Consider the following 24929-nt stretch of genomic DNA (forward strand, 5'->3'; position numbering starts at 1 on the left):
AGTGAAAAGAAATCATACCGCTAAAAAGGCATTGAGTCTGTAACAAATCTGGTAATAACACGGTCTAATGTAAAGACTTAATCAATATTAACCAGCCGTTAATATGAGCCTCCAGTTAATATAAACCTAGATCTAATGTTAACTAACGCGGTAAACGTATGCGAAAAGGAATATAATATGCTAAACAAACAACAACTGGTTTCCGCAGCAACCGCATTACCGGGAAATGCTGACCCAATCCGAATCACTGAGCGCCATTTCGTCAATCAAACTGACTTGCTCAATACACCTACGGGTTCTCAACAAGAAGTCCTACTTGGTATGGGATGCTTCTGGGGAGCTGAGCGTTTGTTCTGGCAGTTGAACGGCGTTATTTCAACATCTGTTGGCTACGCTGGTGGATACACGATTAACCCCACTTATGAGCAGGTATGTAGCGGACAAACTGGCCATACCGAAGTCGTTCGTGTCATTTTTGATAGCGAACAAACATCTCTCGCTCAAGTACTTGAAACCTTTTGGGAGCGTCATGACCCAACTCAAGGGATGCGCCAAGGCAACGATTTAGGGACTCAATACCGTTCTGCGATATACACCTTCAGCGAAGAACAACAGACTATCGCTGAGCACTCTAAACGTGAATACCAACGAGCAATGACTGAATCATTGGGCAACGAAATCACAACGGAAGTTCTGCCTGCTGGAAAATATTTTTTCGCAGAAACCTACCACCAGCAATACTTAGCTAAAAATCCGAATGGTTATTGTGGATTGGGTGGAACAGGTGTGTGCTTCCCTCCGCAATAATGTGTTATACCAATCACAGTAAGTAAGTGATCATAAATAGCGCAGGAAAAATGCTTGAGAACAAGGCAGAAATTTTCGATAAGTAGTTATTCTACAATCAAAATTTCTAACGATGTTATCGAGTGTTTTAACCAGCTAAGATGAACAGTTATTTACTACGATTGGTATTAGGCATACAAACTAGAACAACATCCATTAAAAAAGGGCTTCCGCTAGGAAGCCCTTTTTCATTGGAAATCTATTTGACGAAATGCAAATCTATAACAGTCAGTTACACCGGCAGCGCAGCAATGGTGCCGTTAACTTCTTTAAAAATCGTTAGCTTTTGTTTGTCTGAAACTTCAGGAAGAAGCACCTTGCCTTGGTCGAAGCGAAACTCTCCGATACCCTCTATAGCAAACTGGCCTTTGAACAGGACTTTAACGAAACGCGCCACCTGATGTGGACGGTAAGTAGAAAATTTTCTTAACATAATACAACCTCAATTCCATTTGAGTACTACAGCCACGTACCTGAACACCAACGTATTCAAAGCACATTAAATCGCTAATTCCTTTAGCAAACAGCAAGATAATCTATTGTTCATCTCGATATTGATGCATTATACCTTTTGGTAACAAGCCTGCAACTTATTTCTACACCGTACGATAAAAAAGTTAAAGAGGCATTTTTCAAATTTCATATTATACTTCCAGAGCAAACCAATAAGCGGAACAAAAATATAATGAAAAACAAAACTCTACTGGCTTTTTTAGCCGCAGCCTCTCCACTTTTCGCCAATGCTCATAATCTATCAGTCGGTGCAACTCTGCCTGCTGTCGATGTTAGCAACTATGGTGAAATCGTACTAAACGACGGAAATACTGGATATCAAGCTTGGGCAACCAATGATCTTCTAGGTAAAGTTCGCGTCGTTCAAGCTATTGCTGGCCGTAGCAGCTCGAAAGAGCTCAACGCACAACTGATGGCAGCAATTACAGCATCGAAATTCGCAGAAGACAGCTACCAAACCACTACCATCATCAACCAAGATGATGCGATTTGGGGAACTGGGTCTTTTGTTAAATCGTCAGCAGAAAGTAGCAAAGAAGAATTTCCATGGTCTTCTATGGTGCTAGATGAAGACGGAACCGTAGCGTCATCATGGGCTTTAAAAGAAGAGAGCTCAGCGATTATCGTTCAAGACAAGCAAGGTAAAATATTGTTTGTTAAAGAAGGGGCATTAAACGACTCAGAAGTCACTCAAGTTATTGAGTTGATTAAAGCGAGCCTTTAATAAGATATTCGCGTCTTTTTCGAGACCTGACCAAAGGATATTGTTATATTATAACAGTATCCTTTTTTAATTCTGTGGTTAATCATCCTGATGTGGAAAAACACACCTAATAATGTGAAACGTAAAACAGGCTTCTTGCTTGGGCTGATGCTCATGTTGAGCGTGTTAGCAGCGACACATATTGTAGATATCGACCCACATCATCACTCTTCACATCACTGTGAGCTGTTTTCGATAAATCAGTTCATAACGGCGCATTCACTTCCACAGATCCCAGAGTTCCATTCGGAATTTACTGTCGCTATCACAGAGTCAGTCATTTCGTTACAGCGCCTGTATTTCGCTTATTTAGCACGTTCACCTCCTGTAAAGATTTCTTAATTACCACTACTTTTTAATTAACCTTTATTCAGGAAAAAAACATGAAACCTACTATTCTAGCCGTTGTTATCGGTATGACTGTCTCTACTAATGTTCTAGCTAACGAAGAATTCCGCTCTCACGAAGCACACGTGCACGGTAAAGTTGAGGTGAACATCGCTCAAGATGGGCAAGAACTACTTGTTGAAGTAACAGCTCCCGGCGCTGATGTGGTTGGCTTTGAACATGCTCCAGAAACTGCTGAGCAAAAGAAAGTATTTGAACAAGCGATTGCGCAATTAAACAAGCCAGATGAGCTATTTGGTTTCAAAAATGCAAGCTGTACTCTGAAGTTCAAGTCGGTGACGAACACCTTGGAAGGCGATCATGATGACCATGAAGGCCATGACCACGCTGAACACGCTGAACACGACCATGATGACCACAAAGGCCATGACCATGCTGAACACGACCATGACGACCACAACGGTCATGATCACGCAGAACACGACCATGATGACCACAAAGGCCATGACCATGCTGAACACGATCATGATGACCATGAAGGCCATGACCATTCAGAAGGTGGGCACGGCGAATTCACTGTCGAGTACCATTACCAATGTTCAGATATTGCGAAGCTAGATACCGTGAGCACTCAATGGTTCTCTAAGTTCAGCAACACAAAATCAATGACGGTAAACCTTCTAACTGACAGCGCTCAAATTCAAGAAGTGCTTAACGCAGATCGTATTAGTTTTCGATTCTAATCAGTATTAGATTGAATTAAACGTAGATACGCAGCCAAGTAAGTAGTCACTTACTTGGTTGTGCAAATCGGTGTGTTCTGGGAATTTATTTTTCTAGTAGCTGTCCAGTAAATACACCGCTTTAATCATTGGAGCTAATATGTCTTTTGACAGTTCATCACTTGTGGTCAAACTCGAAAATATCAGCTTTCGTTGGAAGCCTGAATTACCCCCAACGCTAGAGATCCCCTCACTGCATATCCAAGCCCAAGAGCACCTTTTCATCAAAGGGCCTAGTGGTTGTGGAAAGTCAACATTGCTAGGGTTACTGACCGGAATCAACCAAGCTGAACAAGGTGAAGTTTCAATCCTTGGCCAAGACCTCACACAGCTAACACCTCGTCAGAGGGACAAGTTCAGAGCCGATCATATTGGCTATATATTCCAACAATTTAATCTGCTTCCTTACTTGTCAGTGTTCGACAATGTGACGCTTCCTTGCCAGTTTTCTAAGATTCGTAAGCAGCAAGTCACTGAAAGTCAGAACAGCCTGCAAGCAACCGCTCAAGAGTTGTTGCTCAGATTAAAGCTACCTCAAGCTCTAATGGACAAGCCTGTTACCGAGTTGAGCATTGGTCAACAACAACGTGTTGCTGCCGCTCGCGCTTTGATCGGCCGACCGAAAATCATTATTGCCGACGAGCCAACCTCGGCTTTGGATCATGACAACCGAGAAGCCTTCATCGAATTGTTACTAGAGCAAGCAAATCAAGCCGGGTCTACTCTGATATTTGTCAGTCACGATCCAACATTAGAAAAGCTGTTCACTCGAACCATAGATTTAAAAACCGTTAACCAAGCTAAGGTTGTCGTATGAAAGTAATTACTCACTTAGCCCTAAAAAGCGTACTCAACCGTAAAGCCACCGCTATTCTGACGATTCTCACCGTGGCAGTATCAGTGATTCTATTACTCGGTGTTGAACGTGTAAGAACCGAAGCAAAGAGCAGTTTTGCTAATACGATTTCAGGTACCGACCTTATTGTTGGTGGCCGCTCTGGTCAGGTAAACCTACTGCTTTATTCAGTATTTAGGATTGGTAATGCAACCAACAACATCGACTGGAAAAGCTATCAAGAATTTAGCCAACATAATGCTGTAAAGTGGGCGATACCCATCTCATTGGGAGATTCACATAAAGGCTTTCGTGTAATGGGCACGAACCATAGTTACTTTGATAATTATCGCTATGGAAGTAAGCAACCACTTACTTTTCAACAAGGCAAAGAGTTCAATCAGCTATTTGATGTCGTGATTGGTGCCGATGTCGCGAAGAAGTTAGATTACAAGATTGGCGATCACATCATTCTGGCGCACGGTATCAGTGATGTCGCCTTCAGTCGCCACGACAACCTGCCCTTCACCATTGTCGGAATACTCGCGCCAACCGGCACACCAGTAGATAAAACGGTGCATGTTTCGTTAGAGGCCATTGAAGCGATTCACGTTGGTTGGGAATCGGGGGCTAACCTAGGCCACACACCGAATGCTGAAGCGCTAAAGCAACGTGACTTCCAACCAAAGCAGATTACCGCGATGATGGTTGGCCTTAAATCGAAGATCCAAACCTTTGCACTGCAACGAGAAATCAATAACTACCGCCAAGAACCTTTGAGCGCCATTATGCCAGGTATTGCGCTTCACGAATTGTGGGGAATGATGGCCGTAGCAGAGCAAGCACTACTGATTGTTTCAGGGTTTGTGGTAATCGCGGGACTGTTAGGGATGCTGAGTAGTCTACTCACTAGCTTGCAAGAAAGACGTCGAGAGATGGCCATTCTGCGCGCGATGGGAGCAAGGCCTCGTCATGTGTTCGGTTTACTGATCAGTGAAGCAAGTGCCCTAACCTTCCTCGGTATCACATTGGGTGTTGCCGTGTTGTTTGCGCTAATCGCAGTAGTTGCTCCTATTGTGCAACAAAGTTATGGTATCAACATATCGGTATCCGCAATCACACCCCATGAGTGGAAACTGCTTATGTTGGTGCAAGTTGCCGGAATCATTATTGGCTTTATTCCCGCTTTCAGAGCTTACCGTCAGTCATTGTCTGATGGCATGACTATCCGAATCTAAAATAGGAACCTACGATGCAACGCAAATTCCTACTGATACTTGGGTTACTTATGTTCCCATTTATCAGCACAGCTCACGCTGAAACCACTCAGACTGACGAATCGGTATTAACACTCGATTGGATTGACTTGATTCCAGAGTCAGAGCGAGCACAACTCGACTCATTTGGTATGCCTATGGTTAACCACGACAGTATGGACAAACCTCAACAATCGACACTTGGCGCTGTTCGCCCAGAGCTGAATGGCAGCACAGTCAAGATTCCTGGCTTTGTGATTCCATTGGAAGGCGATGAGAACATGATCACTGAGTTTCTGTTAGTACCGTACTTTGGCGCATGTATCCACGTACCGCCACCGCCGCCGAACCAAATCATCTACGTGAAGTTCCCACAAGGCGCTCCAATCCAGCAGCTATGGGATGTGATTTATTTAGTAGGTACACTAAAAACCGAGTCAATAAGCCACGACTTAGCTCAAACCGGTTATCTTATTGAAGGTACTGCGATTGAAGAATATGACGACATGTAGTCATTAGAAGGGTGGCTCACGGATGAGCTGCCGTCACTGAACGAGTGAGATCATTCAATAACAGTTTAATAACGATAATTTTATTCTAAATTACGCGATATAATTAGATAAGTACGCTAGAACAGCGACGTAAGTAGCGAGTAATAACCCTATACTAAGCTGTTTCTTCAGCTTGTTATCATTGACTTGATTCATAACTCCTCCTTGAGAATTACAACAAATTTAACATTTTATTATCATTAGCAAAAGTAAAATTTTGTTGAAACCTTCAACTCTGCACGCAAAATCTAGCCACCAATAAGATAAAGAGTTACATTTTAGACAGTTATACCAATCACAATAAGTAAGTGTTCAGAAATAGCGTAGGAAAAAGGCTTGAGAACAAGGCGGAGCTTTTTGATAAGTAGTTATTCTACAATCAAAAATTCTAACGCTGTTATCGAGCGTTTTAACAAGCTAGAGCGAGCAATTATTTACTACGATTGGTATTGAGTCGTCTCCTAACGGTACTCTTATGTCAGAAACCAAACAGCCAGTGATCATTGAGCATGCTAGCGATACACAGCACAAGCATGAGAAAAAGCCTCATATTGCCGATAGTGCAAGCAGAATGCGGCACATCGCACAAAGCTTCGGCCTCGATTCCTTAATTAGTCATAGTGCAAAGCCAAACGATAAAGCTGAGAGTACGCTTATCGAACGGGCACTATTACGAGAGAAAAAACGTAGAGAACTTCGCCAAAAGAACCTAGAACAGATTCTAAAGTTGGCACACTCTTCATGTAAGGATGAAGCGGCTGGAGATCCTGATCAGGACTGGCTATACCGTTTCTTCGATATGGCACAAGAGATCCACAATACATCGATGCAGAGGCTATGGGCTCAAGTACTGAAACGAGAAGTCACCAACCCAGGCTCGACTTCGATGAAAGCGCTGCAGATCTTAAAAGACATGACACCAAAAGAAGCGCTCACCCTGCAAAGAGCAGCGTCACTTGGTTGTAGCTTTGGTAGTGATAACAGCAGAAAACTGTTACTCGGCTTTAAATCCCATGCTGGAATCTTCAGCTTTGGTAAAAGGGACACCACCAACACCATCAATCTTGGTGGACACAACCTTCCCTACTCTAGCTTGCTCCACTTGATTGAACTCGGGATTATTCTGGGCACAGAACTAGAATCTGGAGAGATTGATTTCGATCCTGCTCTGCACTTAACTTATCAAGGTAAGGGCATGTCACTGGCACCATTATCAAAAGGGGTAAAGCTGATTTACTACCGATTCAGTCCAACAGGCAATGAGCTTTGCAACTTACTTGGCAACAAGCCTAACACGCAGTATTACGACCAGCTGATTGCGCTATTGAGCCAAAAATTTACGGTTCAAACAGAAGTTAAAAGCAGTGTGAACTACACCGTCTAGACAATCGATACTGTAAAAAATAGACGGTGTACGCTGTGAAGAGTATTGATAAGAGTGAAGAGAATCTAGAGGATAAGGTTCTTGTCTCGGAAAACCAAGGCTGCACTATTTATCCGCAGTGAATTAAGCAGATAAACAGGAGAGTAGCCTTAGTCATACCATCGATCTCAATTGGATAAAATATTACGCATCTCTAAAGCCTCAATACACAATTCGACCAGTTCATCGAGTGTCTTTTCGCCCGCGGGTAGATCTATCTCAGGGCTCTGAGGCGCTTCGTACACTGAGCTAATACCCGTGAAGTTCGGGATTTCTCCCGCTCGTGCTTTCTTATACAGGCCTTTCGGGTCACGCTGCTCACACACCTCAAGTGGTGTGTTCACAAACACCTCAAGAAACTCCCCTTCCGGTAATAAATCACGTACCAACTGTCTCTCCGCTTGATGTGGAGAGATAAACGCTGACAACACGATCAAACCCGCATCCGCCATCAATTTAGCGAGCTCACCAATACGACGAATATTCTCTCGACGGTCTTGCTCTGAGAAGCCAAGGTCGCTACATAACCCATGACGGACATTGTCGCCATCCAATAAGTAAGTATGGTAACCAAGTTGGGCTAAGCGGTTTTCTAATGCTCCAGCAACTGTTGATTTCCCAGAACCAGATAATCCAGTGAACCAGAGCACAGCTGGTTTCTGTGATTTCAGATCCGCACGAAATGTTTTATCAATCGAATGTTGATGCCACACAACATTCTCATCTTTTGGTTTGAGTACTGCGGTCATAATTAGTCCTTTAAATAAACAGCATTAAAATGGGAAAAAGTAAGGAATCAGGGTCAGCACCAAGCCCGAATAGACAATCGAGATTGGGATGCCGATACGTAGATAATCCGTGAGATGGTAATTACCTACGCTATAAACAAGTAAATTAGTTTGGTAGCCGTATGGCGAAATAAAACTGGCACTGGCACCAAATAGAACCGCCATAATGAATGGCATAGGGTCAACGCCATAGCCGATAGCCATGCTATAGCCGATTGGGAAAGAGAGTGCTGCGGCCGCATTATTGGTAACCAGTTCTGTTAGAACCAAGGTCATAAAATAGGTCGCGACTAACGCACCAAACACGCCCCAGCCATTAAAGGCTTCCATAAACATCAGCCCCATACGCTCAGACAGCCCAGATGAAATCATCAGTTGAGCAATAGACAGAGCGGAGCCAACGATCACCACAATATCAACCGGAAAACGGCGACGGAGTTCACCCAGTTGCACCACACCAAAGGCCACCAGCAACAGTAAGAAACCAGCCAGCCCTTTGATAATCGGCACGACTTCAGCAAGGGCTAGACCAATCACACTGGCAAAACCGAGCAATACAAACGTCGATTTATCGGCATCAAGCTTGGCACTCGAGTCCAAGTCATTCATCAACACAAACTCTTTGTTGTGTTGCTGGCGCTGTTCTTCAAAGCGTTTACCGGGAACCAAAATCAAGGTATCACCAGCGGTCAATGTGATATTCCCTAGCCCACCTTCAAGGCGCTCATGGCCACGACGAATAGCAACTACAACTGCATCGAAACGGTCTCTAAACTGGCTTGTTTTGAGGGTTTTATTACAGAAGCTTGCCGACGAACTCACCACCACTTCAACAAAGCTCTGGCCGTTAAGGTGATGCTGGCCAAACAGGGTCAACCCTTGAATTTCTTGTAGTGTCGCTACGCTTTCAACGTCGCCACAAAACAGCAACCGGTCACGAGCTTGAAGAATAAAATCAGGGTCAATAGACGCGGTTGTTTTTCCGTCTCGAATCACTTCCGCTAAGAACAGTTTTCTCAGTGCTCGAAGGTTATTCTCACTGACACTACGGCCAACTAGTGGTGAGCCCGGCTCCACTCTTGCTTCTAAGAAGTAAGGCAAATCATCTTGGGAACCATCATCGTAGCTGGGTAAGAAGTAACTCAGAGGGATAAGAATCAAAACACCACCCACCAAGACCGCTAAACCGATCAAGGTTGGTGTGAAAAAGTTTAAGCTTGGCAATCCCGCATCTTCAACAAAACTATTGATGATCAAATTGGTTGAAGTGCCGATCAATGTCAGGGTTCCGCCTAAAATGGCAGCGTATGACAAAGGGATAAGTAACTTAGATGGCGCGTGCTGTTGATTGCGTTTGATCGCACCGATCAAAGAGACAACCACCGCTGTGTTATTAGTAAAAGAAGAAAGTAGCGCTGTGGAAATACCCAACTTCGCAACCACGGTACCTAGCCTACCTTCAGAGATATTGCGGCTAACCCAGCTGATTAAGCGAGTTTTCTCCAACGCACTTGATGCGAGGATCAGAAGAATTAAAGTCAGTAACGAGGAGTTAGTGAAGTTATTGGCTAGGCTCGACAAGTCGATCATACCAGCCATAAAAGCAATAAAAGCCGCGCCAGCAAAGATAAAGCTTGGCTTAATACGGGTAACGAGCAGGCAAGTAATGATGCCGAGCAAAATCGCTAATACAAATCCTTGTTGCCACATATACCCGTCCTTTATGGCGGAAACAATCGGTTTCCGCCTGATTCAATAAGCTGTTACTTGGTCGTTTATGACTTCAGTAATTGGCTTAGATCTTTGGCATCCCAATGAGGGAAGTGCTTACGAACTAGAGCGTTGAACTCAAGTTCAAATGCAGAGAAGTTACCGACTTGCAGTTCAACAGAGTCCAAACGGTCTCGAATCAAACCAGCACCAACCGTCACGTTGGTTAGACGGTCGATAACGATGAAGCCACCGGTGTCCGCACTCTCACGGTATTTATCCAGCGCGACGGTCTCGTTCAATGACCATTCACACAAACCAATACCATTCAGTGGCAACTCATCAACAGCGTGAGTCGACAGGTTGTTGATATCATATTGATGACGAACCGTTTCAACCTGACCGACGGTTTTCTTGCCTGCGATCTTGATGTCGTAAGCTTTACCCGGTTGCAGTGGTTGCTCTGTCATCCACACGATGTCTGCCAATACATGGTTGGTTGATTCAATCTGTGCATTTTCTAGCACAATCAAATCACCACGGCTGATATCGATTTCATCTTCAAGAGTCAGTGTTACCGCCAAACCCGCTTGTGCTGATTCAAGTTCACCATCAAAGGTCACAATGCTTGCCACCTTAGAGGTTTTACCTGAAGGCAACGCCTTGATTTCATCACCGACGCTGACACGACCAGAAGCCACGGTGCCGGCAAAGCCACGGAAATCTAAGTTAGGACGATTGACATACTGCACAGGGAAACGGAATTCGCCCGCAGAACGTTTTTGGTCAATGTCTACGTTCTCTAACACTTCTAATAGCGATGGACCTTCGAACCATGCAAGTTCTTTGCTTGGCGCTGCAACGTTAATGCCTTCAAGCGCCGAAACAGGCAGAATTTGAATATTAGTTTCGCCTTCTAGGTTTTCAGCAAACTCTAGATATTGATCGCGAATCTCCTCAAAACGATCTTGCGAGTACTCCACCAGATCCATCTTATTGACTGCGACGATGAAATGCTTCAAACCAAGTAGGTTAGAAATAAACGAGTGACGACGGGTTTGATCCAGAACGCCCTTACGAGCATCAATCAAGATCACCGCCAGATCACACGTTGAAGCGCCGGTTGCCATGTTGCGCGTGTACTGCTCATGCCCTGGGGTATCAGCAATAATGAATTTACGCTTTTGAGTCGAGAAGTAACGATAAGCCACATCGATCGTAATCCCTTGCTCACGCTCAGCCTGCAAGCCATCAACAAGCAGTGCTAAATCAGGCTTCTCACCTGTGGTACCCACTCGTTGGCTATCAGAGTGAACCGCTGCTAGCTGATCTTCATAAATCTGTTTTGTATCATGGAGCAAGCGACCGATTAAGGTACTTTTACCGTCATCTACCGAGCCACAAGTTAAAAATCTAAGCATAGATTTATGCTGATGCTGACTTAGATAACCTTCAATCCCTAGTTCAGCCAATTCGGCTTCTACTGCACTATTCATTTTTCTTTCCTTAGATTCTTAGAAATAACCTTGGCGCTTTTTCAGCTCCATAGAGCCCGACTGATCATGGTCAATCGCTCGACCTTGACGCTCACTAGACGTCGCCACCAGCATTTCTTCAATAATGCCTGTTAGCGTATTCGCCTCAGATTCAACCGCTCCGGTTAATGGGTAACAGCCTAAAGTACGAAAACGAACGCTTTTCTCTTCAATCACTTCACCTTCTTGCAGCTCCATACGGTCATCATCAACCATGATCAGCATGCCATCACGCTCAACCACAGGGCGTTTGTCTGAAAGGTAAAGTGGAACAATATCGATGCTCTCTAGGTAGATGTATTGCCAGATATCAAGCTCAGTCCAGTTAGATAGTGGGAAAACACGAATGCTTTCGCCCTTATTAACCTGACCGTTGTAGGTGTGCCAAAGCTCTGGACGCTGGTTTTTTGGATCCCACGTATGGTTCTTATCGCGGAAAGAGTAAACACGTTCTTTCGCACGAGATTTTTCTTCATCACGACGCGCACCACCAAAAGCCGCATCGAACCCATACTTGTTTAACGCCTGCTTAAGGCCCTGTGTTTTCATGATGTCAGTGTGCTTCGAAGAACCATGTACAAATGGGCTACAACCCATCTCAATACCTTCAGGGTTCTTATGTACTAAAAGGTCGAAGCCGTACTTTTTAGCCGTACGATCACGAAACTCAATCATCTCGCGGAATTTCCAATCCGTATCTACATGCAATAGCGGGAATGGAATCTTGCCTGGATAAAACGCTTTGCGAGCTAAATGAAGCATCACAGAAGAATCTTTTCCGATGGAGTACATCATCACTGGGTTATCAAACTCAGCCGCTACTTCACGGATAATATGAATACTTTCCGCTTCGAGCTGTTTTAGGTGGGTTAAACGTTCTTGGTCCATTTCAGTGCTTCCTTTAAGGCTCGCGTTACGAGCAATTCATTACTTGGTCTTGCCAAGCAAGGGATTTAACTCATCCACTTGAGTGAATGGGAGTATTGGCACTAGAAGAAAACAGAAGCTTCGTTTTGAGCTATCCTTGCTATTCATCTGCCTGATACGTCCTTGATATAGGCATTATGACGAGCCTCTTATATTACTGGAAATTCTAAAATTTCATTTTTTATTCGAAAAGCTGATAAGGGATTGGATTTACCGATAAGCAGGTGAAATGAATGGACTAATATTATCGATATCAGTTGCGCATCGATTGAGCAGCTTTGGGAGGCGTCTTGCAGAACACCATAAAGTAATCGATCTAAGTCACGAATTAACATTCGTTGTAATCATTGTTTCATTCCATTTTGTTACATTACGCAACGAATTTTCTACTAATCCACTTTGGAGCTCCAAAATGAAAGTTGCAATGAAACCTTTGTCATTGGCTGTACTTGCTGGTCTTGGTCTGACTTTAGCAGGCTGCACAACAACACCAGATACCGATGAAGTGATTAAATTACGTGTCGTAGAAACGACGGATATCCATACCAACCTAATGGATTACGACTACTACAAAGACAAGCCGTCGAAAAAAATCGGCTTAGCACGTACTGCAACTCTAGTAAAAGAAGCTCAAAGCGAAGTAACCAACAGCGTATTAGTTGATAACGGTGACTTACTGCAAGGTAGCCCGATGGGTGACTACATGGCAGACAAAGGCATCGAAGCTGGCGAAGTTCACCCTGCATACAAAGCAATGAACCAACTAAGCTATGACGCTGCAAACCTAGGTAACCACGAATTCAACTATGGTCTTGAGTTCCTAGAAGAATCGATCAACGACGCTGATTTCCCATACATCAGTGCTAACGTTTACGATGCAGAAACCAAAGAACACTACTTCACGCCATACATCATCAAGACGCACACGTTTGAAGATACTGCTGGCGTAAAACATGAAGTAAAAGTGGGTTACATCGGTTTTGTTCCACCACAAATCATGACGTGGGATAAGAAGAACCTTGAAGGCAAAGTGATCGCTCGCGATATCATTGAGACAGCTAACGAGTTAGTGCCTCAAATGAAAGCGGAAGGCGCTGAAGTAATCGTTGCTATCCCTCACTCAGGCGTATCAACTGACCCGTACAAAAATGGCGAAGAGAACTCAACTTTCTACCTATCTGAAGTAGACGGCATTGATGCAATCGCATTTGGTCACTCTCACGCAGTATTCCCAGGAAAAGGTTTTGATGACATTCAAGGCATCAACAACGAAACGGGCACAATGAACGGCGTTGCGGCAGTAATGCCAGGCCGCTGGGGTAGCCACGTTGGTGTTATGGATCTAACACTTGCACAAAAAGACGGTAAGTGGGAAGTCGTTAAAGGCCAATCAGAAGCACGCCCAATCTACGACAAGGTAGAAAAGAAATCTCTTGCTGCTGCTGATGAAGGCATCGTTTCTGCACTAGAAAAAGACCACGCAGGTACTCGTGAGTTTGTTAACCAACCTATTGGTAAAGCAGATGATGTGATGTACAGCTTCTTGTCTCTAGTACAAGACGATCCAACAGTTCAAATCGTTAACCTTGCGCAAAAAGATTACGTTGAGCAGTTCATCCAAGGTGATCCAGACTTAGATGGCACACCTGTACTTTCAGCAGCTGCACCATTCAAAGCAGGCGGCCGTAAGAATGACCCAGCGAACTTCACTGAAGTTGAATCTGGTCAACTGACATTCCGTAACGCGGCTGACTTATACCTTTACCCGAACACGCTAGTTGCAATGAAGGTAACAGGCCACGAAGTAAAAGAGTGGCTTGAGTGTTCTGCTGGTCAATTCCAACAAATAGATGTTAATTCGACCGCACCACAGCAGTTGGTTGAATGGGACGGCTTCCGCACTTACAACTTTGATGTCATCGATGGCGTTGAGTACCAAATCGATGTTACACAACCAGCAAAATACGATGGTAACTGTAAAGTTATTAATGAAGGCTCTGAGCGTATCGTAGGTCTAACTTACCAAGGTAAGCCGATCGACGTGAAGCAAGACTTCCTGATCGCAACCAACAACTACCGAGCATACAGCAATAAGTTCCCAGGTACGGGTGAAGACTTCATCGCATTTGATGCACCAGATGAGAACCGCACTGTTCTAGCGAACTACATCTCTCGAGTGAGCAAAGAGCAAGGTCAAGTGAGCCCAACGGCTGATAACAACTGGTCATTTGCGCCAATCAAAACGGATAAAAAGCTAGATATCCGCTTTGAAACATCTCCAAGCGACAAAGCGGCAGAGTTCATCAAAGAAAAAGGGCAATACCCGATGAAACGTGTTGCGACTGACGATGTTGGTTTCGCTGTTTACCAGATTGACCTAACTAAATAGATTGCTTAAGTAATCCATAGTTAACGTTCTGAAAGGCTGAGTTTAACGACTCAGCCTTTTTCTTTTCTTCTAAATGTTCACTCCAAAGCTCTAATTTTCGAACGACAAACTCTCGTTCAACCCGCTTCCAAATGCCACGCCTTTAGCTTCAAACAGCAGTCAAACAGCAGTCAAACAGCAGTCAAACAGCACGACTCAAACCACCAATTGAATAAATCCAACACAAAAAAACACTAATCAGCTGTAAGTTTTTATCTGCTCCTCCTGTCTATTTAATTTACTACACTCAATGAATGGTGGTTAAGCCATTCATCTATAGGATAGATAAGGACATTTGATGAGCACCGTCGAGAGCATTCAAGCATGGTTACATTCAGGAGAGGAGTCGCTGCTATGGCTGATGCTTGGCATCATCGCGCTTTCTTATCTGCTTGAAGATCTTGCGATTGTTACGGCGGCAGGTATCTCGACTCAAGGTCTAATACTTCCTCAATATGCGCTGCTTGCTATTTTCATCGGTATTGCCACGGGTGATCTCGGTCTTTATTACCTTGGTAAATCAGGACGTTACTTCCGAGGTGTTCGATATAAAGCCCTCACTAATAAGTACTTTCGTTCGCTTCGTACCAAATTACGTCAGAACGCATTCAGCAGTCTTTTTGTTATCCGCTTTATTCCAGGGCTTCGCACCGTCGGGTTTACCTTAAGTGGCTTTTTCGCCATCCCACTGCCTACTTTCTTGTTTGCTGTCATCAGCGCCACCGCGATCTGGACTGGCATTGTCTTCTCTGCCATCTACTATTTAGGGACATCAGCGTGGCTGCAAGCCTCTGAATATCAATGGATCATCATCCCGTGTGCCATCGCTTTGCTGTTTATCGGCAATCGATTAATGAATAGAACCTACTCTAGAGGATTATCATGAGTTCACCGCAAGATATTCGCATCATTCCAGCACATCAAATCAATGCAGGCATGCCTTTGCTTGAAAAAGATACCGTGCGCAGTGTCTCTCCTTATGAGTTTCTTCCGACTTGGTTCTTCTACACGCCAGTCGTGATTCAAAGCCTGATGCAAGGGTTACGGCACTTTGACTGGGCGCTGCCGCTCATTGCCAACCCAAGCATCAAGTTAAGCGGCATGGTAGGCGAATCAAAACACGAGATATTAAGCCTTGCCGGATCTTCAAGTCAGCGTTGGATCTCTCCGTTTATCACCCTCACCAAAACGGATCTCAGCGGTAAGAAACAAGCTGAAGATGCACGCAGCGCACTCATACAATCCGATCTTGATTTCCCGATTGTAGCGAAACCAGATCTTGGCTGTCGAGGCGTTGGCGTCAAGCTGATCAACACACAAGATCAACTTGAGCAATATGTTGAATCTTTCCCAAATAATGCTCGCTTTCTACTGCAAGAAAAGGCGCCTTATCAGGCAGAAGCTGGCGTTTTCTATGTTCGTTACCCAAACAAAAAGCAAGGCGAGATCATCTCGATCACACTCAAATATGCGCCAATGGTGATGGGTGATGGCAAGTCGACACTCAAGCAGTTAATTGAAAATAGCCCGCGTGCTGGGCAACTCAGCCACCTTTATCTACCAAGGCATGAAGATAAATTGGATCACGTGCTCGCAGAGGGCGAAGAGTTCCAACTCGCGTTCGCAGGTAGCCATAGCCGTGGCTGCATCTTCCGCGATGGCAATCAATACATTACTCAGGCTTTAACTGAACGTTTAGACGAGATATTCGATGACTTCGATGGTTTTCATTTTGGCCGACTCGACGTCAAGTTTAAAGACATGCACAGCCTAATGAACGGCGAGGATTTCACGATCCTTGAGGTCAATGGCGCAAGCAGTGAGGCTGGGCATATCTGGGATCGCAACACACCGCTGCGAGAGATATTTTCTACGCTACTCCTGCAATACCGCATTCTTTTTGATATTGGCGCTCAGCAAAAACAACGAGGCCATAAGACTCCCTCTTTCAAGAGCTTATTCGCTGCGTGGAAAGAAGAGCGACGTCTTGTTCAACAATATCCGACCACTGACTAACTTTGTACGAGGACCATGAATGAACCCCATAGCCCAACCGAGCGCCCTCACTTCTTTCTCTCCTAGTATCAAAGGAGCGGTAGAGATATTGAATCAGGGTCTAGAGTTTTTGTTAGCGATATCTGACAGCGACTATCTGACACGAGCAAAGCCGCATGTCACAAGCTCTATTGGTGAGCATACTCGTCACACGCTCGATCTTTTTCACGCCTTAATCTTAAAAGAGAATGCGACCGTTGATTACAACACTCGTCGTCGTGGTCATCCCGTCGAATACGACCGCTCAACTGCAGTAAAAGAGATCCATTATGTGATCAACTGGCTTGAACGATTAGACCGCAGAGATCTCGAAGCGCCTATCATGATCCAAACCGAAGTTTCAATGGATACACAAGTATTCGCCAGCCTGCCTTCTACGTTAGAAAGAGAGGTCACCTTTGCTGCTCTTCATGCCAATCATCACTATGCGATGATCAAGGTGATCACGACCTTTCTTGATGTCGAAACATGCAATACCTTTGGTTATGCCCCAACCACCAGCAGCTATCTGAGGGAGCAATAATCATGTGTTCAGTATCTTGGCTGCTTGAAGAAAATGGTTATCAGGTCTTTTTTAACCGTGACGAACAAAAAACGCGAGCACTAGCAATGCCGCCTAAACAGTATCGAGTCAACGGTGTCGATATCATCATGCCACTCGACCCAACTGGCGGTGGTAGCTGGATCAGTATCAATGAGTTCGGGCTTTCACTATGCCTACTCAATAACTATCAAGGCATAGTGCCTGTTGGACCTTTAGTCAGCCGTGGTTTGCTACTCAAGAATCTATCATCGAGTCGTAACATCAGTCAGCTCTCTGAAGCATTTCATCAGCTCGACCTGCACTCTTTTGCTCCATTCACCTTGTTGGCTTTCGCGCCGAATTTAACTCAGAACAATGGTTTGGTTATCGCCTACATGTGGGATGGTATTCAACAGCACATCGTCGACACCGATTCTCCACTCTTCTCATCCGGTGTTGATTTAGAGCGAGTGCAAACCTACCGACAAGCAAAATACGATCAGCTTATGGAAACAGGTAATAATCAACAGAACTTACTTCAATTTCACTCTCACCATCACAGCGAACAGCCTCATTTAGCGACCTGTATGCATCGTGAAGACGCACATACGGTGAGCTTTACACACTTACGTAATCTACATGGCCAAGCCTCGATGTTTTATGCACCCGGCTCGCCTTGTGAACCCATTAAGCCATGCCAGATAAATCAACAGCGCTTTACCTTCGATTTATCACCCGTAATCAATCTATAGATGGAGTCCATCATGAGAAAACTATTAACCATGGTCATGCTACTTGTTAGCCCATATGTATTTGCCGCCGATGAAATCTACACCGGGTTCTTTAGCAGTAAGGCGCTCGATGGCTACGACACTGTGGCTTATTTCACTTCAGGTAAGCCTCTTGAAGGCAGTAAAAAATTCAGCACCGAGTACAAAGGCGCGGACTGGTATTTCTCTTCTGAAAAGAATCTGACTTTATTTGTTAATAATCCTGAAAAATATGCCCCTCAATATGGGGGTTATTGCGCTTGGGCTGTTTCAGCAAAAAGTGACTTTGCACCCGGTGACCCGAACCAATGGACAATTGTTGATAACAAGCTTTACCTCAACTACGACCAAGAGATTAAACAGCGTTGGGAACAAGACCGAGCACAGCATATTCAAAAAGCCGACACCGTTTGGCCGCAACTGATCAAATAAGGGAATAACCATGACATTCACTCCAGCTAAACATATTCCTGCGGCATTTATCGCTTTCGTATTTGTTCAGTCGCTGTTTTTTAAGTTCACAGGCTCATACGAGACTGAGCATATCTTTGGCACCTTGGCGACATGGTCTGGCTTAAGTTGGTTCGGTTCATTTGGCGGCTACTTGATTGGGTTCGCTGAATTGATTGCGGCCATTTTGTTGTTTACTCGTTGGCATGGTCTGGGTGCCATCATGAGTGTGGGGATTATGAGTGGCGCGATATTTTTCCATCTGTTTACGCCGCTCGGTATTCAAATGCCTGAGTTTAACGCAGCGGGTGAAATTGTCGGTTATGACGGCGGATTACTGTTTGGCATGGCATGCCTAGTATGGCTTTGCGGTGCATTTTTAAGTGTAAAAGATTTCAAGAATCAAGACGGTTTCCTAAACAACTTTAGTCAATAAGGTAGCTTCATTATGATTGATAGTCCTTTTCGTTTACCACGTTACACGCCTTTTGGTTTAGGTGAGTCTGTTGTCGAGTGGGCAACTGGGCTATCTAAGCTAGATAAGCTCTATCAAGATAGACCTGATGAGTTATCTAGCTTTGAATTCATGCATCACACCTTGTCAGCATTGAATATCGACTATTCCGTTTCAGCAGGCGCCACTGATAATATCCCTGAACAAGGGCCAGTAGTCATTGTGGCTAACCACCCGCTTGGTGCAATTGAAGGCGTGATCCTTGCTGATCTCGTAGGATCGGTACGAAAGGATGTGAAGGTGTTGGCAAATGAGTTGCTCAAGCGACTGCCTGAACTGGATGATCTGTTTATTGGGGTCGATGTCTTTAACAGTAAAGAATCGAAACGCACCAATGCTAAAGCTATTCGAGATGCCAATCGTCATTTAGCAGACGGTGGACTCTTGATTGTGTTCCCTGCTGGCGAAGTATCGAGTTACCGTAAAGGGGCCAAGACACTAACAGACATCGAGTGGAGCAAATCAGTCGCAAAGTTTGTTAAGCGTCACCAAGCCACCACGGTGCCTATCTTTATCAATGGCAAGAACAGTGAGCTTTTCTACCAAGCGGGCCGTGTTCACCCACTACTGAGAACGGCTTTACTTGGCCGTGAACTTCTTAATAAACAGGCGACGACTATCTCTATCTCGATTGGCTCTTCGATTCCGTATTCAGAGATCAGATCGTTTGAAAAAGAGATGGATATCGTCAACTACCTACGACTCAATACCTACCTAATGAGTCAACAAGATAGCCCGAATACGCCAATCCACGCGCCCTCTTTTGACACCCAAGTGATTGCGCCTATTCCACCAGAAGTGTTGGCAATAGAGGTCGATTCTCTTCCTGAAGAGATGAAGTTACTTGAGCAAGGAGACTTCGAGGTCTACTGTACGCCAAGCCAATCTATTCCTAACTTAATGCGCGAAATTGGTCGAGTTAGAGAAGAGAGTTTCCGAGAAGTCGGAGAAGGCAGCGGGCTTGCCTGTGATTTAGATGAGTATGACCTTTACTACCACCAACTGTTTGTTTGGAATAAAACCAAGGCTGAATTAGTGGGTGCATACCGACTTGGTATGGTCGACAAGCTCATCGCTGAGCACGGACTTGATAAGCTCTACTCTCGTAGCCTGTTTAACTACAATCAAGAATTCATCGATACCTTAGACAACAGTATCGAGCTTGGGCGTTCTGTAGTGAGCAAGCCTTATCAAAAGAGCCTTAACTCGCTATTACTATTGTGGAAAGGTATCGCGGCCTTCGTGTATCGTCATCCTCAATACACTCACCTATTCGGCCCAGTCAGTATCAGTAATGATTACAGCCACAATGCGCGTCTGTTGATTGCGACTACCCTATCCATACACCATTACGATGAACAAAAGGCGAACCTGGTTTCTCCTTCGTCACCACTCAATACCAGTAATAATGTGTTCTGGCAGAATCACCTGCTATCGTCATTGGCGAGTGTCCCTCTGCTTTCTAAAGTGTTGGCTCGTATGGAGCAAGGGAAAGGCCTACCGGTACTGCTACGCCAATACTTAGGGATGAACGGTAAACTTGTGTGCTTTAACGTCGATCCATCTTTTAATGATGCCTTGGATGGCTTGATTGTGGTTAATCTTAAGAAAGTACCATTGAAAACCCTAGGCAAATACATGGGCAGAGACCTCGCTCAAGATTATCTAGAGCAGCACGCTCGACGCTGATTTAGCCTGCTCTGTACCTCTCTCCAAATAAGTGCGATGATTTCGGCACTTATTTGGGTTAGGTTATTTTCATGCACACCTCTTTTATCGAACAACTACAAAGCTTTGACTTCTCTGAGAGTCAGATTGAATCTCTATTAGCTGTCGCGAAGCCGCTTGAGCTACCAACCCGACACATCCTGATCAATCAAGGTGAGATGGCGAATTCAATCTACTTTGTACTTGAAGGCTTATGCCACGCTTGTTATCTCACTAATGACGGTAAGCAATACAGCAAAGAGTTCTACTGGGAACAAGACTGGATCATCGGCTTTGAGAGTTTGATAAAGAACCAAGCGTCCCCTTACCTACTAGAAACGCTCACACCCATCACAATGTTAGAACTGCCAATGAATGCGGTTATCGAGTGGCGTGCATCAAATAACCCTCTGTATTTAAAGCTGTTAGAAACTCAGCTGATGCACAAGGAAAACAAAGAACGCTTTATGTTGCTTTATACCCCAGAGCAACGCTATCAACTTTTCTGCGAACATTACCCCGACCTTGAACAGCGCTTGAACGACAATCAAATTGCGGCTTACCTAGGTATAACCGCGATCAGTCTGAGCAGAATTAAAGGTCGAATTAACAATAGTTAATGCCAACAATCATCGCACATAGTACATTCAGAGCATCGATAATCTCTGGATGTAAACATGATCACTTGGCACTCAATTCCTTTCTCTGAACTTTCAACACAACAGCTTTATCAACTACTTAAATTACGAGTCGATGTATTTGTAGTTGAACAAACTTGCCCTTATCCAGAACTCGATGGTAAAGATACACTCGTAGGTGTTGAACACTTGCTTGGCTATGCTGATGCAGAGCTAGTGGCGTGTGCCCGTTTGTTACCACCCGGTACTTCTTACGACAATACCAGCATAGGCCGAGTGGCGACCAAGCAATCAGCAAGAGGTGATGGCTTGGGTCATCAATTGATCAAAGAAGCGTTAACACGCTGTGAGACTCTTTGGCCGAGCAAGACCATCGATATTGGCGCGCAACAACACCTAGAAAACTTCTATGCGAGTCACGGGTTCGAAACTATCTCTGAGATGTATCTGGAAGACGATATTCCGCATGTAGACATGAGATTAGAAAAGTAATGACGAATATCACTGTCGGTATTCTATTGTTGGTTGCAGGTAACTTGTTTGCCTCACTTTCCGACGTAGCGGTAAAACTGTTGAATGGCGAAGTACCGCCCTTACAGTATATTTTTTTCCGACAGTTGATATCTCTGCTCATCATCACCCCTTTGTGGCTACAGCAGAAAAAGGAACAACGACGCTTACAGCAAGCCAAAGTGACCATCATACGCGGACAGCTAATACTAATTGGCAGTGGATGTATGGTTGTCGCGATTACCCACTTATCTTTGGCTACCGCCAACGCTGTATTTTATGTCGCGCCCTTATTGATGCTGCCTCTATCTATGTTTCTACTGAAAGAGCAACCAGCACTTGGCAAGGTCATCGCCACCACTATCGGTTTTATTGGTGCATTGATTGTCTTGAGGCCATCGCAATTTCATTGGGCTGCATTGTTTGCATTAGGCACAGCTCTGACGCTCGCACTGTTCAATGTATTGGTAAGAAAGCTTCCGAGTGAGCAAACGGTGATCACTACGCTGTGGTGGACAACGTTATTCTCTATTCCAGCATCATTGGTACTGTGCTTCCTATACTGGCAACCGGTATCGGTGGAGCATTTGGGATACATAGCACTCAGTGCAACGTTAATCTTGAGTTACAACGGCCTTGCGGTTGCTGCCTACCAAAAAGCACACTCTAGCCAAATTGCCTTGGCTGAGTATTCAGGACTGGTGTTTGTCGCGTTAATAGGTGCAATATGGTTTGATGAGATACCAGATACGTTAACCTTTATCGGTATTATGCTCATCATCTTGCCACTCGCCCCTTTCAAGCGACCAAAAAAAAGAGCTAATGCTTAGCTCTTTTCTATCGTTTATATGTGTCTGGTGAAGTGCTTTAACTCAGGTTCACTATTCATCTATTTACTGCGACCAAAGCCACCATCTGATAACCGGAAAAACATCACCGAAGTATTGCCTTTCTCAAGCTGAAGAATGTCTAGTTGCCCAGTCTCGGCTAGTTTGAATCGAACCAGCTGGCCTTTACGAATCTGGCTAAGCGGCTTGTCTGCACCTTCAATACGAACCAAAGCGTTAAGATCAGACAGCGGAAGATCATTATTTCGGAACACTTGAGCTAACGTATCTCCTTGCTTAACAAGATACTCTTGCCAACTGGTTGGCTCAGAAGAATTACTTTTAGCATTTTTCTGCTCGCTTAAGCCAACAGTATTTATCTCAAGCTCAACACGAGATGTTGCTGGTGCGTTGTCTACTTTAGGCTCTGGTAGCGGTGCAAACAATAAGATTAATATGATCGGCGAAATCACCATCAATAATTTCTGGTGTAATTTCGGCAATGATCCCCAAGTTTGCACTGATGAGGTTTTCATTTTCTTTAGATCGATCGAGCTTAGTTTCTCTTTGACCTGATTCAGTCGGTCCTTGAACTCTGCTAAGTGGTCTACTTTATGTTTTTTCTTTTGACGACGATTCATGCCACTGCGTCCTATACATTGAATAACTACAGTATAAAAACCAAAGTACCAACAGTATAGATCTTTCCGCGACAACAGAGAGCAAAGCAAGAAAATTGACATAGCTGTGATTTGGACACGGTAAAGCGTAAGTGATCAGAGGCTAGCCGTTTATTCAGGCTGCTAATACTGGTATTCTTACCCTTTTCGTACTGACAAAAAGAGTGACTTTTCATGTCTGAAGTAAAATTTGAAACTGTAGAGCAAAAAGCTAGCTACGGTATCGGTCTACAAATGGGCCAACAACTTGCTGGTTCTGGTCTTGAAGGCCTAAACGTTGATGCAATCGCTGCTGGTATCGCAACAGCTCTAGTTGGCGACATGCCAGCTATCGAAGTTGACGAAATCAACAACGCACTACAAGAGCTACACACTCGTGGTGAAGCTGCACGTCAAGAACTAGCTAAAGCTGCTGCTGCTGACGGCGAAGCTTTCCTAGCTGACAACGCTCTTCGTTCAGAAGTTACAGTTCTTGAGTCTGGTCTTCAGTACGAAGTACTAACTGAAGGTACTGGCGAAATCCCAACTGCAGACAAGCAAGTGCGCGTTCACTACCACGGCGAACTAACTGACGGTACAGTTTTCGATAGCTCTGTATCTCGCGGTCAACCTGCTGAATTCCCAGTAACTGGCGTAATTCAAGGTTGGGTACAAGCTCTACAAATGATGCCTGTTGGCTCTAAGTGGAAGCTATACATCCCTCAAGATCTAGCATACGGTGAGCGTGGCGCAGGTGCTGCAATCCCACCATTTGCTGCTCTAGTATTCGAAGTAGAACTTCTAGCAATTCTTTAATTTCTATAAAAACCTTTAGTAAAACAAAAAACTATAGGTAAATTAGACTGAATTAGCTCAACGGCGATGTGACTACATCGCCGTTTTTCGTTTATAGTGAAAGAGTAAATTACTTTATTACTTAAGGACGAATAATGAAGAAAGTACTCATCACCGTTTTAAGCAGCCTTGCTGTGGTATCTTGCGCTAGTACTAGCGAGTCAGAACAAGTTAGTTCAACTTCTGATATTAACTATTCCCAACTATCACAAACAGCCCTTATGACCGCTGTAGACATGTGGTCTCAAAAAAATGAAGCAACACCATTTACGAGCACCCTTGCTAATTCCCTAAGTGACAAAGAATCTGTAACAAATGAGCAAGCTATAGGTGGAGTAGGTTCCATGCTAGCACTTGCCCAGAATACCCTTGATAACTTTGACAACCAAGAGCTCGAAATGCTTTTCCCTGGAATGTCGACGCTTGATTCTACCGGTTTAACGTCAGTATTGGACTCAAAAACATCTGTTGAAAATGCATTTTCAGGATTAGGTATGGATTCATCAATGGTTGCTGCGTTTGCACCAATCATTATTCAAGGGCTAGAGTCACAAGGCGCAACAAGCGGTCTCGTTGATTCACTCGAAGCTATTTGGCTGTAATAAGCAGTGATTAATAATTGATTTAAAATGCTTAAAGGGCGCTTCGGTGCTCTTTTTTGTGCGTTGAACAAAAGAGATACGAGATACGAGATACGAGATACGAGATACGAGATA

The 24929-nt window shown here is 44.4% G+C and carries 27 protein-coding genes; 21 read left to right on the top strand and 6 right to left on the bottom strand.

From position 1 onward, the window contains the following. The first annotated feature begins 177 nt into the window (after window positions 1–177). Window positions 178–807, top strand: coding sequence for a peptide-methionine (S)-S-oxide reductase MsrA (gene msrA / locus MED222_RS07225; RefSeq protein ID WP_009847758.1), 630 nt, complete (start codon window positions 178–180; stop codon window positions 805–807). 271 nt (window positions 808–1078) lie between these two features. Here msrA and MED222_RS07220 read toward each other — a convergent pair whose 3' ends face one another. Continuing rightward, the gene (locus MED222_RS07220) at window positions 1079–1279 is read right to left on the bottom strand and encodes a DUF1107 family protein (protein WP_004735283.1); all 201 of its coding nucleotides are present in this window, start codon (window positions 1277–1279) and stop codon (window positions 1079–1081) included. Window positions 1280–1531: 252 nt separating this feature from the next. Here MED222_RS07220 and MED222_RS07215 point away from each other — a divergent pair, with 252 nt between their 5' ends. From MED222_RS07215 to MED222_RS07190, 7 genes are all read left to right on the top strand, one after another. Beyond that, window positions 1532–2083, top strand: coding sequence for a YtfJ family protein (locus tag MED222_RS07215; protein ID WP_009847759.1), 552 nt, complete (start codon window positions 1532–1534; stop codon window positions 2081–2083). 90 nt (window positions 2084–2173) lie between these two features. After that, complete coding sequence (locus MED222_RS22065; RefSeq protein WP_083784112.1) at window positions 2174–2464, top strand: DUF2607 domain-containing protein; 291 nt, start codon at window positions 2174–2176, stop codon at window positions 2462–2464. A 41-nt stretch (window positions 2465–2505) separates the two neighbouring features. Then, complete coding sequence (gene zrgA, locus MED222_RS07210; protein ID WP_009847760.1) at window positions 2506–3213, top strand: zinc uptake protein ZrgA; 708 nt, start codon at window positions 2506–2508, stop codon at window positions 3211–3213. A gap of 139 nt (window positions 3214–3352) precedes the next feature. Next, entirely contained in the window at window positions 3353–4069 is a 717-nt protein-coding gene (locus MED222_RS07205) for an ABC transporter ATP-binding protein (RefSeq protein ID WP_009847761.1), read from the top strand. Further along, window positions 4066–5325 (top strand): ABC transporter permease, encoded by a 1260-nt coding sequence (locus MED222_RS07200; RefSeq protein WP_009847762.1) that lies wholly within the window; start codon window positions 4066–4068, stop codon window positions 5323–5325. The genes MED222_RS07205 and MED222_RS07200 overlap by 4 nt, the downstream gene beginning before the upstream one ends. Window positions 5326–5339: 14 nt before the next feature. Continuing rightward, window positions 5340–5855, top strand: a complete 516-nt coding sequence (locus tag MED222_RS07195; protein WP_009847763.1) for a DUF3299 domain-containing protein — start codon at window positions 5340–5342, stop codon at window positions 5853–5855. 514 nt (window positions 5856–6369) lie between these two features. Beyond that, window positions 6370–7278, top strand: coding sequence for a TIGR03899 family protein (locus MED222_RS07190; protein ID WP_009847764.1), 909 nt, complete (start codon window positions 6370–6372; stop codon window positions 7276–7278). Window positions 7279–7445: 167 nt separating this feature from the next. On the opposite strand, the gene cysC is transcribed toward MED222_RS07190, so the two are convergent. From cysC to cysD, 4 genes are all read right to left on the bottom strand, one after another. Beyond that, a complete protein-coding gene (cysC, locus tag MED222_RS07185) occupies window positions 7446–8066 on the bottom strand; it encodes an adenylyl-sulfate kinase (protein ID WP_009847765.1) in 621 nt (206 codons plus the stop codon). Window positions 8067–8090: 24 nt separating this feature from the next. Further along, entirely contained in the window at window positions 8091–9815 is a 1725-nt protein-coding gene (locus tag MED222_RS07180) for an SLC13 family permease (RefSeq protein ID WP_009847766.1), read from the bottom strand. A gap of 65 nt (window positions 9816–9880) precedes the next feature. Further along, window positions 9881–11311: a sulfate adenylyltransferase subunit CysN gene (gene cysN, locus MED222_RS07175; RefSeq protein WP_009847767.1), complete on the bottom strand. Its 1431-nt coding sequence runs from the start codon at window positions 11309–11311 to the stop codon at window positions 9881–9883. A gap of 18 nt (window positions 11312–11329) precedes the next feature. Further along, entirely contained in the window at window positions 11330–12274 is a 945-nt protein-coding gene (gene cysD, locus MED222_RS07170; RefSeq protein WP_226088532.1) for a sulfate adenylyltransferase subunit CysD, read from the bottom strand. A 415-nt stretch (window positions 12275–12689) separates the two neighbouring features. On the opposite strand from cysD, the gene MED222_RS07165 reads away from it, so the two are divergent. The 11 genes from MED222_RS07165 (at window position 12690) to MED222_RS07115 (ending at window position 22702) form a co-directional block, all read left to right on the top strand. Further along, window positions 12690–14666, top strand: coding sequence for a bifunctional 2',3'-cyclic-nucleotide 2'-phosphodiesterase/3'-nucleotidase (locus MED222_RS07165; protein ID WP_009847768.1), 1977 nt, complete (start codon window positions 12690–12692; stop codon window positions 14664–14666). A 337-nt stretch (window positions 14667–15003) separates the two neighbouring features. Next, on the top strand, window positions 15004–15591 hold the full coding sequence (locus MED222_RS07160) for a DedA family protein (protein ID WP_009847769.1): 588 nt from the start codon (window positions 15004–15006) through the stop codon (window positions 15589–15591). Further along, window positions 15588–16721, top strand: a complete 1134-nt coding sequence (locus tag MED222_RS07155; RefSeq protein ID WP_009847770.1) for an ATP-grasp domain-containing protein — start codon at window positions 15588–15590, stop codon at window positions 16719–16721. The genes MED222_RS07160 and MED222_RS07155 overlap by 4 nt, the downstream gene beginning before the upstream one ends. Window positions 16722–16740: 19 nt before the next feature. Beyond that, complete coding sequence (locus MED222_RS07150) at window positions 16741–17283, top strand: hypothetical protein (protein WP_032555274.1); 543 nt, start codon at window positions 16741–16743, stop codon at window positions 17281–17283. A gap of 2 nt (window positions 17284–17285) precedes the next feature. Continuing rightward, window positions 17286–18035 (top strand): NRDE family protein, encoded by a 750-nt coding sequence (locus MED222_RS07145; protein ID WP_009847772.1) that lies wholly within the window; start codon window positions 17286–17288, stop codon window positions 18033–18035. Between the two features lie 12 nt (window positions 18036–18047). Beyond that, window positions 18048–18485 (top strand): YHS domain-containing (seleno)protein, encoded by a 438-nt coding sequence (locus MED222_RS07140; protein ID WP_009847773.1) that lies wholly within the window; start codon window positions 18048–18050, stop codon window positions 18483–18485. 10 nt (window positions 18486–18495) lie between these two features. Continuing rightward, window positions 18496–18939: a hypothetical protein gene (locus tag MED222_RS07135; RefSeq protein WP_004735264.1), complete on the top strand. Its 444-nt coding sequence runs from the start codon at window positions 18496–18498 to the stop codon at window positions 18937–18939. A gap of 12 nt (window positions 18940–18951) precedes the next feature. Next, window positions 18952–20706, top strand: a complete 1755-nt coding sequence (locus tag MED222_RS07130) for a lysophospholipid acyltransferase family protein (RefSeq protein ID WP_009847774.1) — start codon at window positions 18952–18954, stop codon at window positions 20704–20706. Window positions 20707–20777: 71 nt separating this feature from the next. After that, window positions 20778–21344, top strand: a complete 567-nt coding sequence (locus MED222_RS07125) for a Crp/Fnr family transcriptional regulator (RefSeq protein WP_009847775.1) — start codon at window positions 20778–20780, stop codon at window positions 21342–21344. 57 nt (window positions 21345–21401) lie between these two features. Further along, window positions 21402–21854: a GNAT family N-acetyltransferase gene (locus tag MED222_RS07120; protein WP_009847776.1), complete on the top strand. Its 453-nt coding sequence runs from the start codon at window positions 21402–21404 to the stop codon at window positions 21852–21854. After that, window positions 21854–22702, top strand: a complete 849-nt coding sequence (locus tag MED222_RS07115; RefSeq protein WP_009847777.1) for a DMT family transporter — start codon at window positions 21854–21856, stop codon at window positions 22700–22702. Before MED222_RS07120 ends, MED222_RS07115 begins: the two co-directional genes overlap by 1 nt. Window positions 22703–22761: 59 nt before the next feature. Here the strand turns inward: MED222_RS07115 and MED222_RS07110 are convergent, their stop codons facing one another. Further along, window positions 22762–23340, bottom strand: a complete 579-nt coding sequence (locus tag MED222_RS07110) for a LysM-like peptidoglycan-binding domain-containing protein (protein ID WP_009847778.1) — start codon at window positions 23338–23340, stop codon at window positions 22762–22764. A gap of 213 nt (window positions 23341–23553) precedes the next feature. Between MED222_RS07110 and MED222_RS07105 the strand changes: the two genes are divergently transcribed. Then, window positions 23554–24174: an FKBP-type peptidyl-prolyl cis-trans isomerase gene (locus MED222_RS07105; protein WP_008220519.1), complete on the top strand. Its 621-nt coding sequence runs from the start codon at window positions 23554–23556 to the stop codon at window positions 24172–24174. A gap of 134 nt (window positions 24175–24308) precedes the next feature. Continuing rightward, complete coding sequence (locus MED222_RS07100) at window positions 24309–24815, top strand: DUF2780 domain-containing protein (protein ID WP_009847779.1); 507 nt, start codon at window positions 24309–24311, stop codon at window positions 24813–24815. Window positions 24816–24929 lie beyond the last annotated feature (114 nt).

Source organism: Vibrio sp. MED222 (genome assembly GCF_000153005.1).
In the GTDB taxonomy this organism is placed as follows: Bacteria; Pseudomonadota; Gammaproteobacteria; order Enterobacterales; family Vibrionaceae; genus Vibrio; species Vibrio tasmaniensis_A.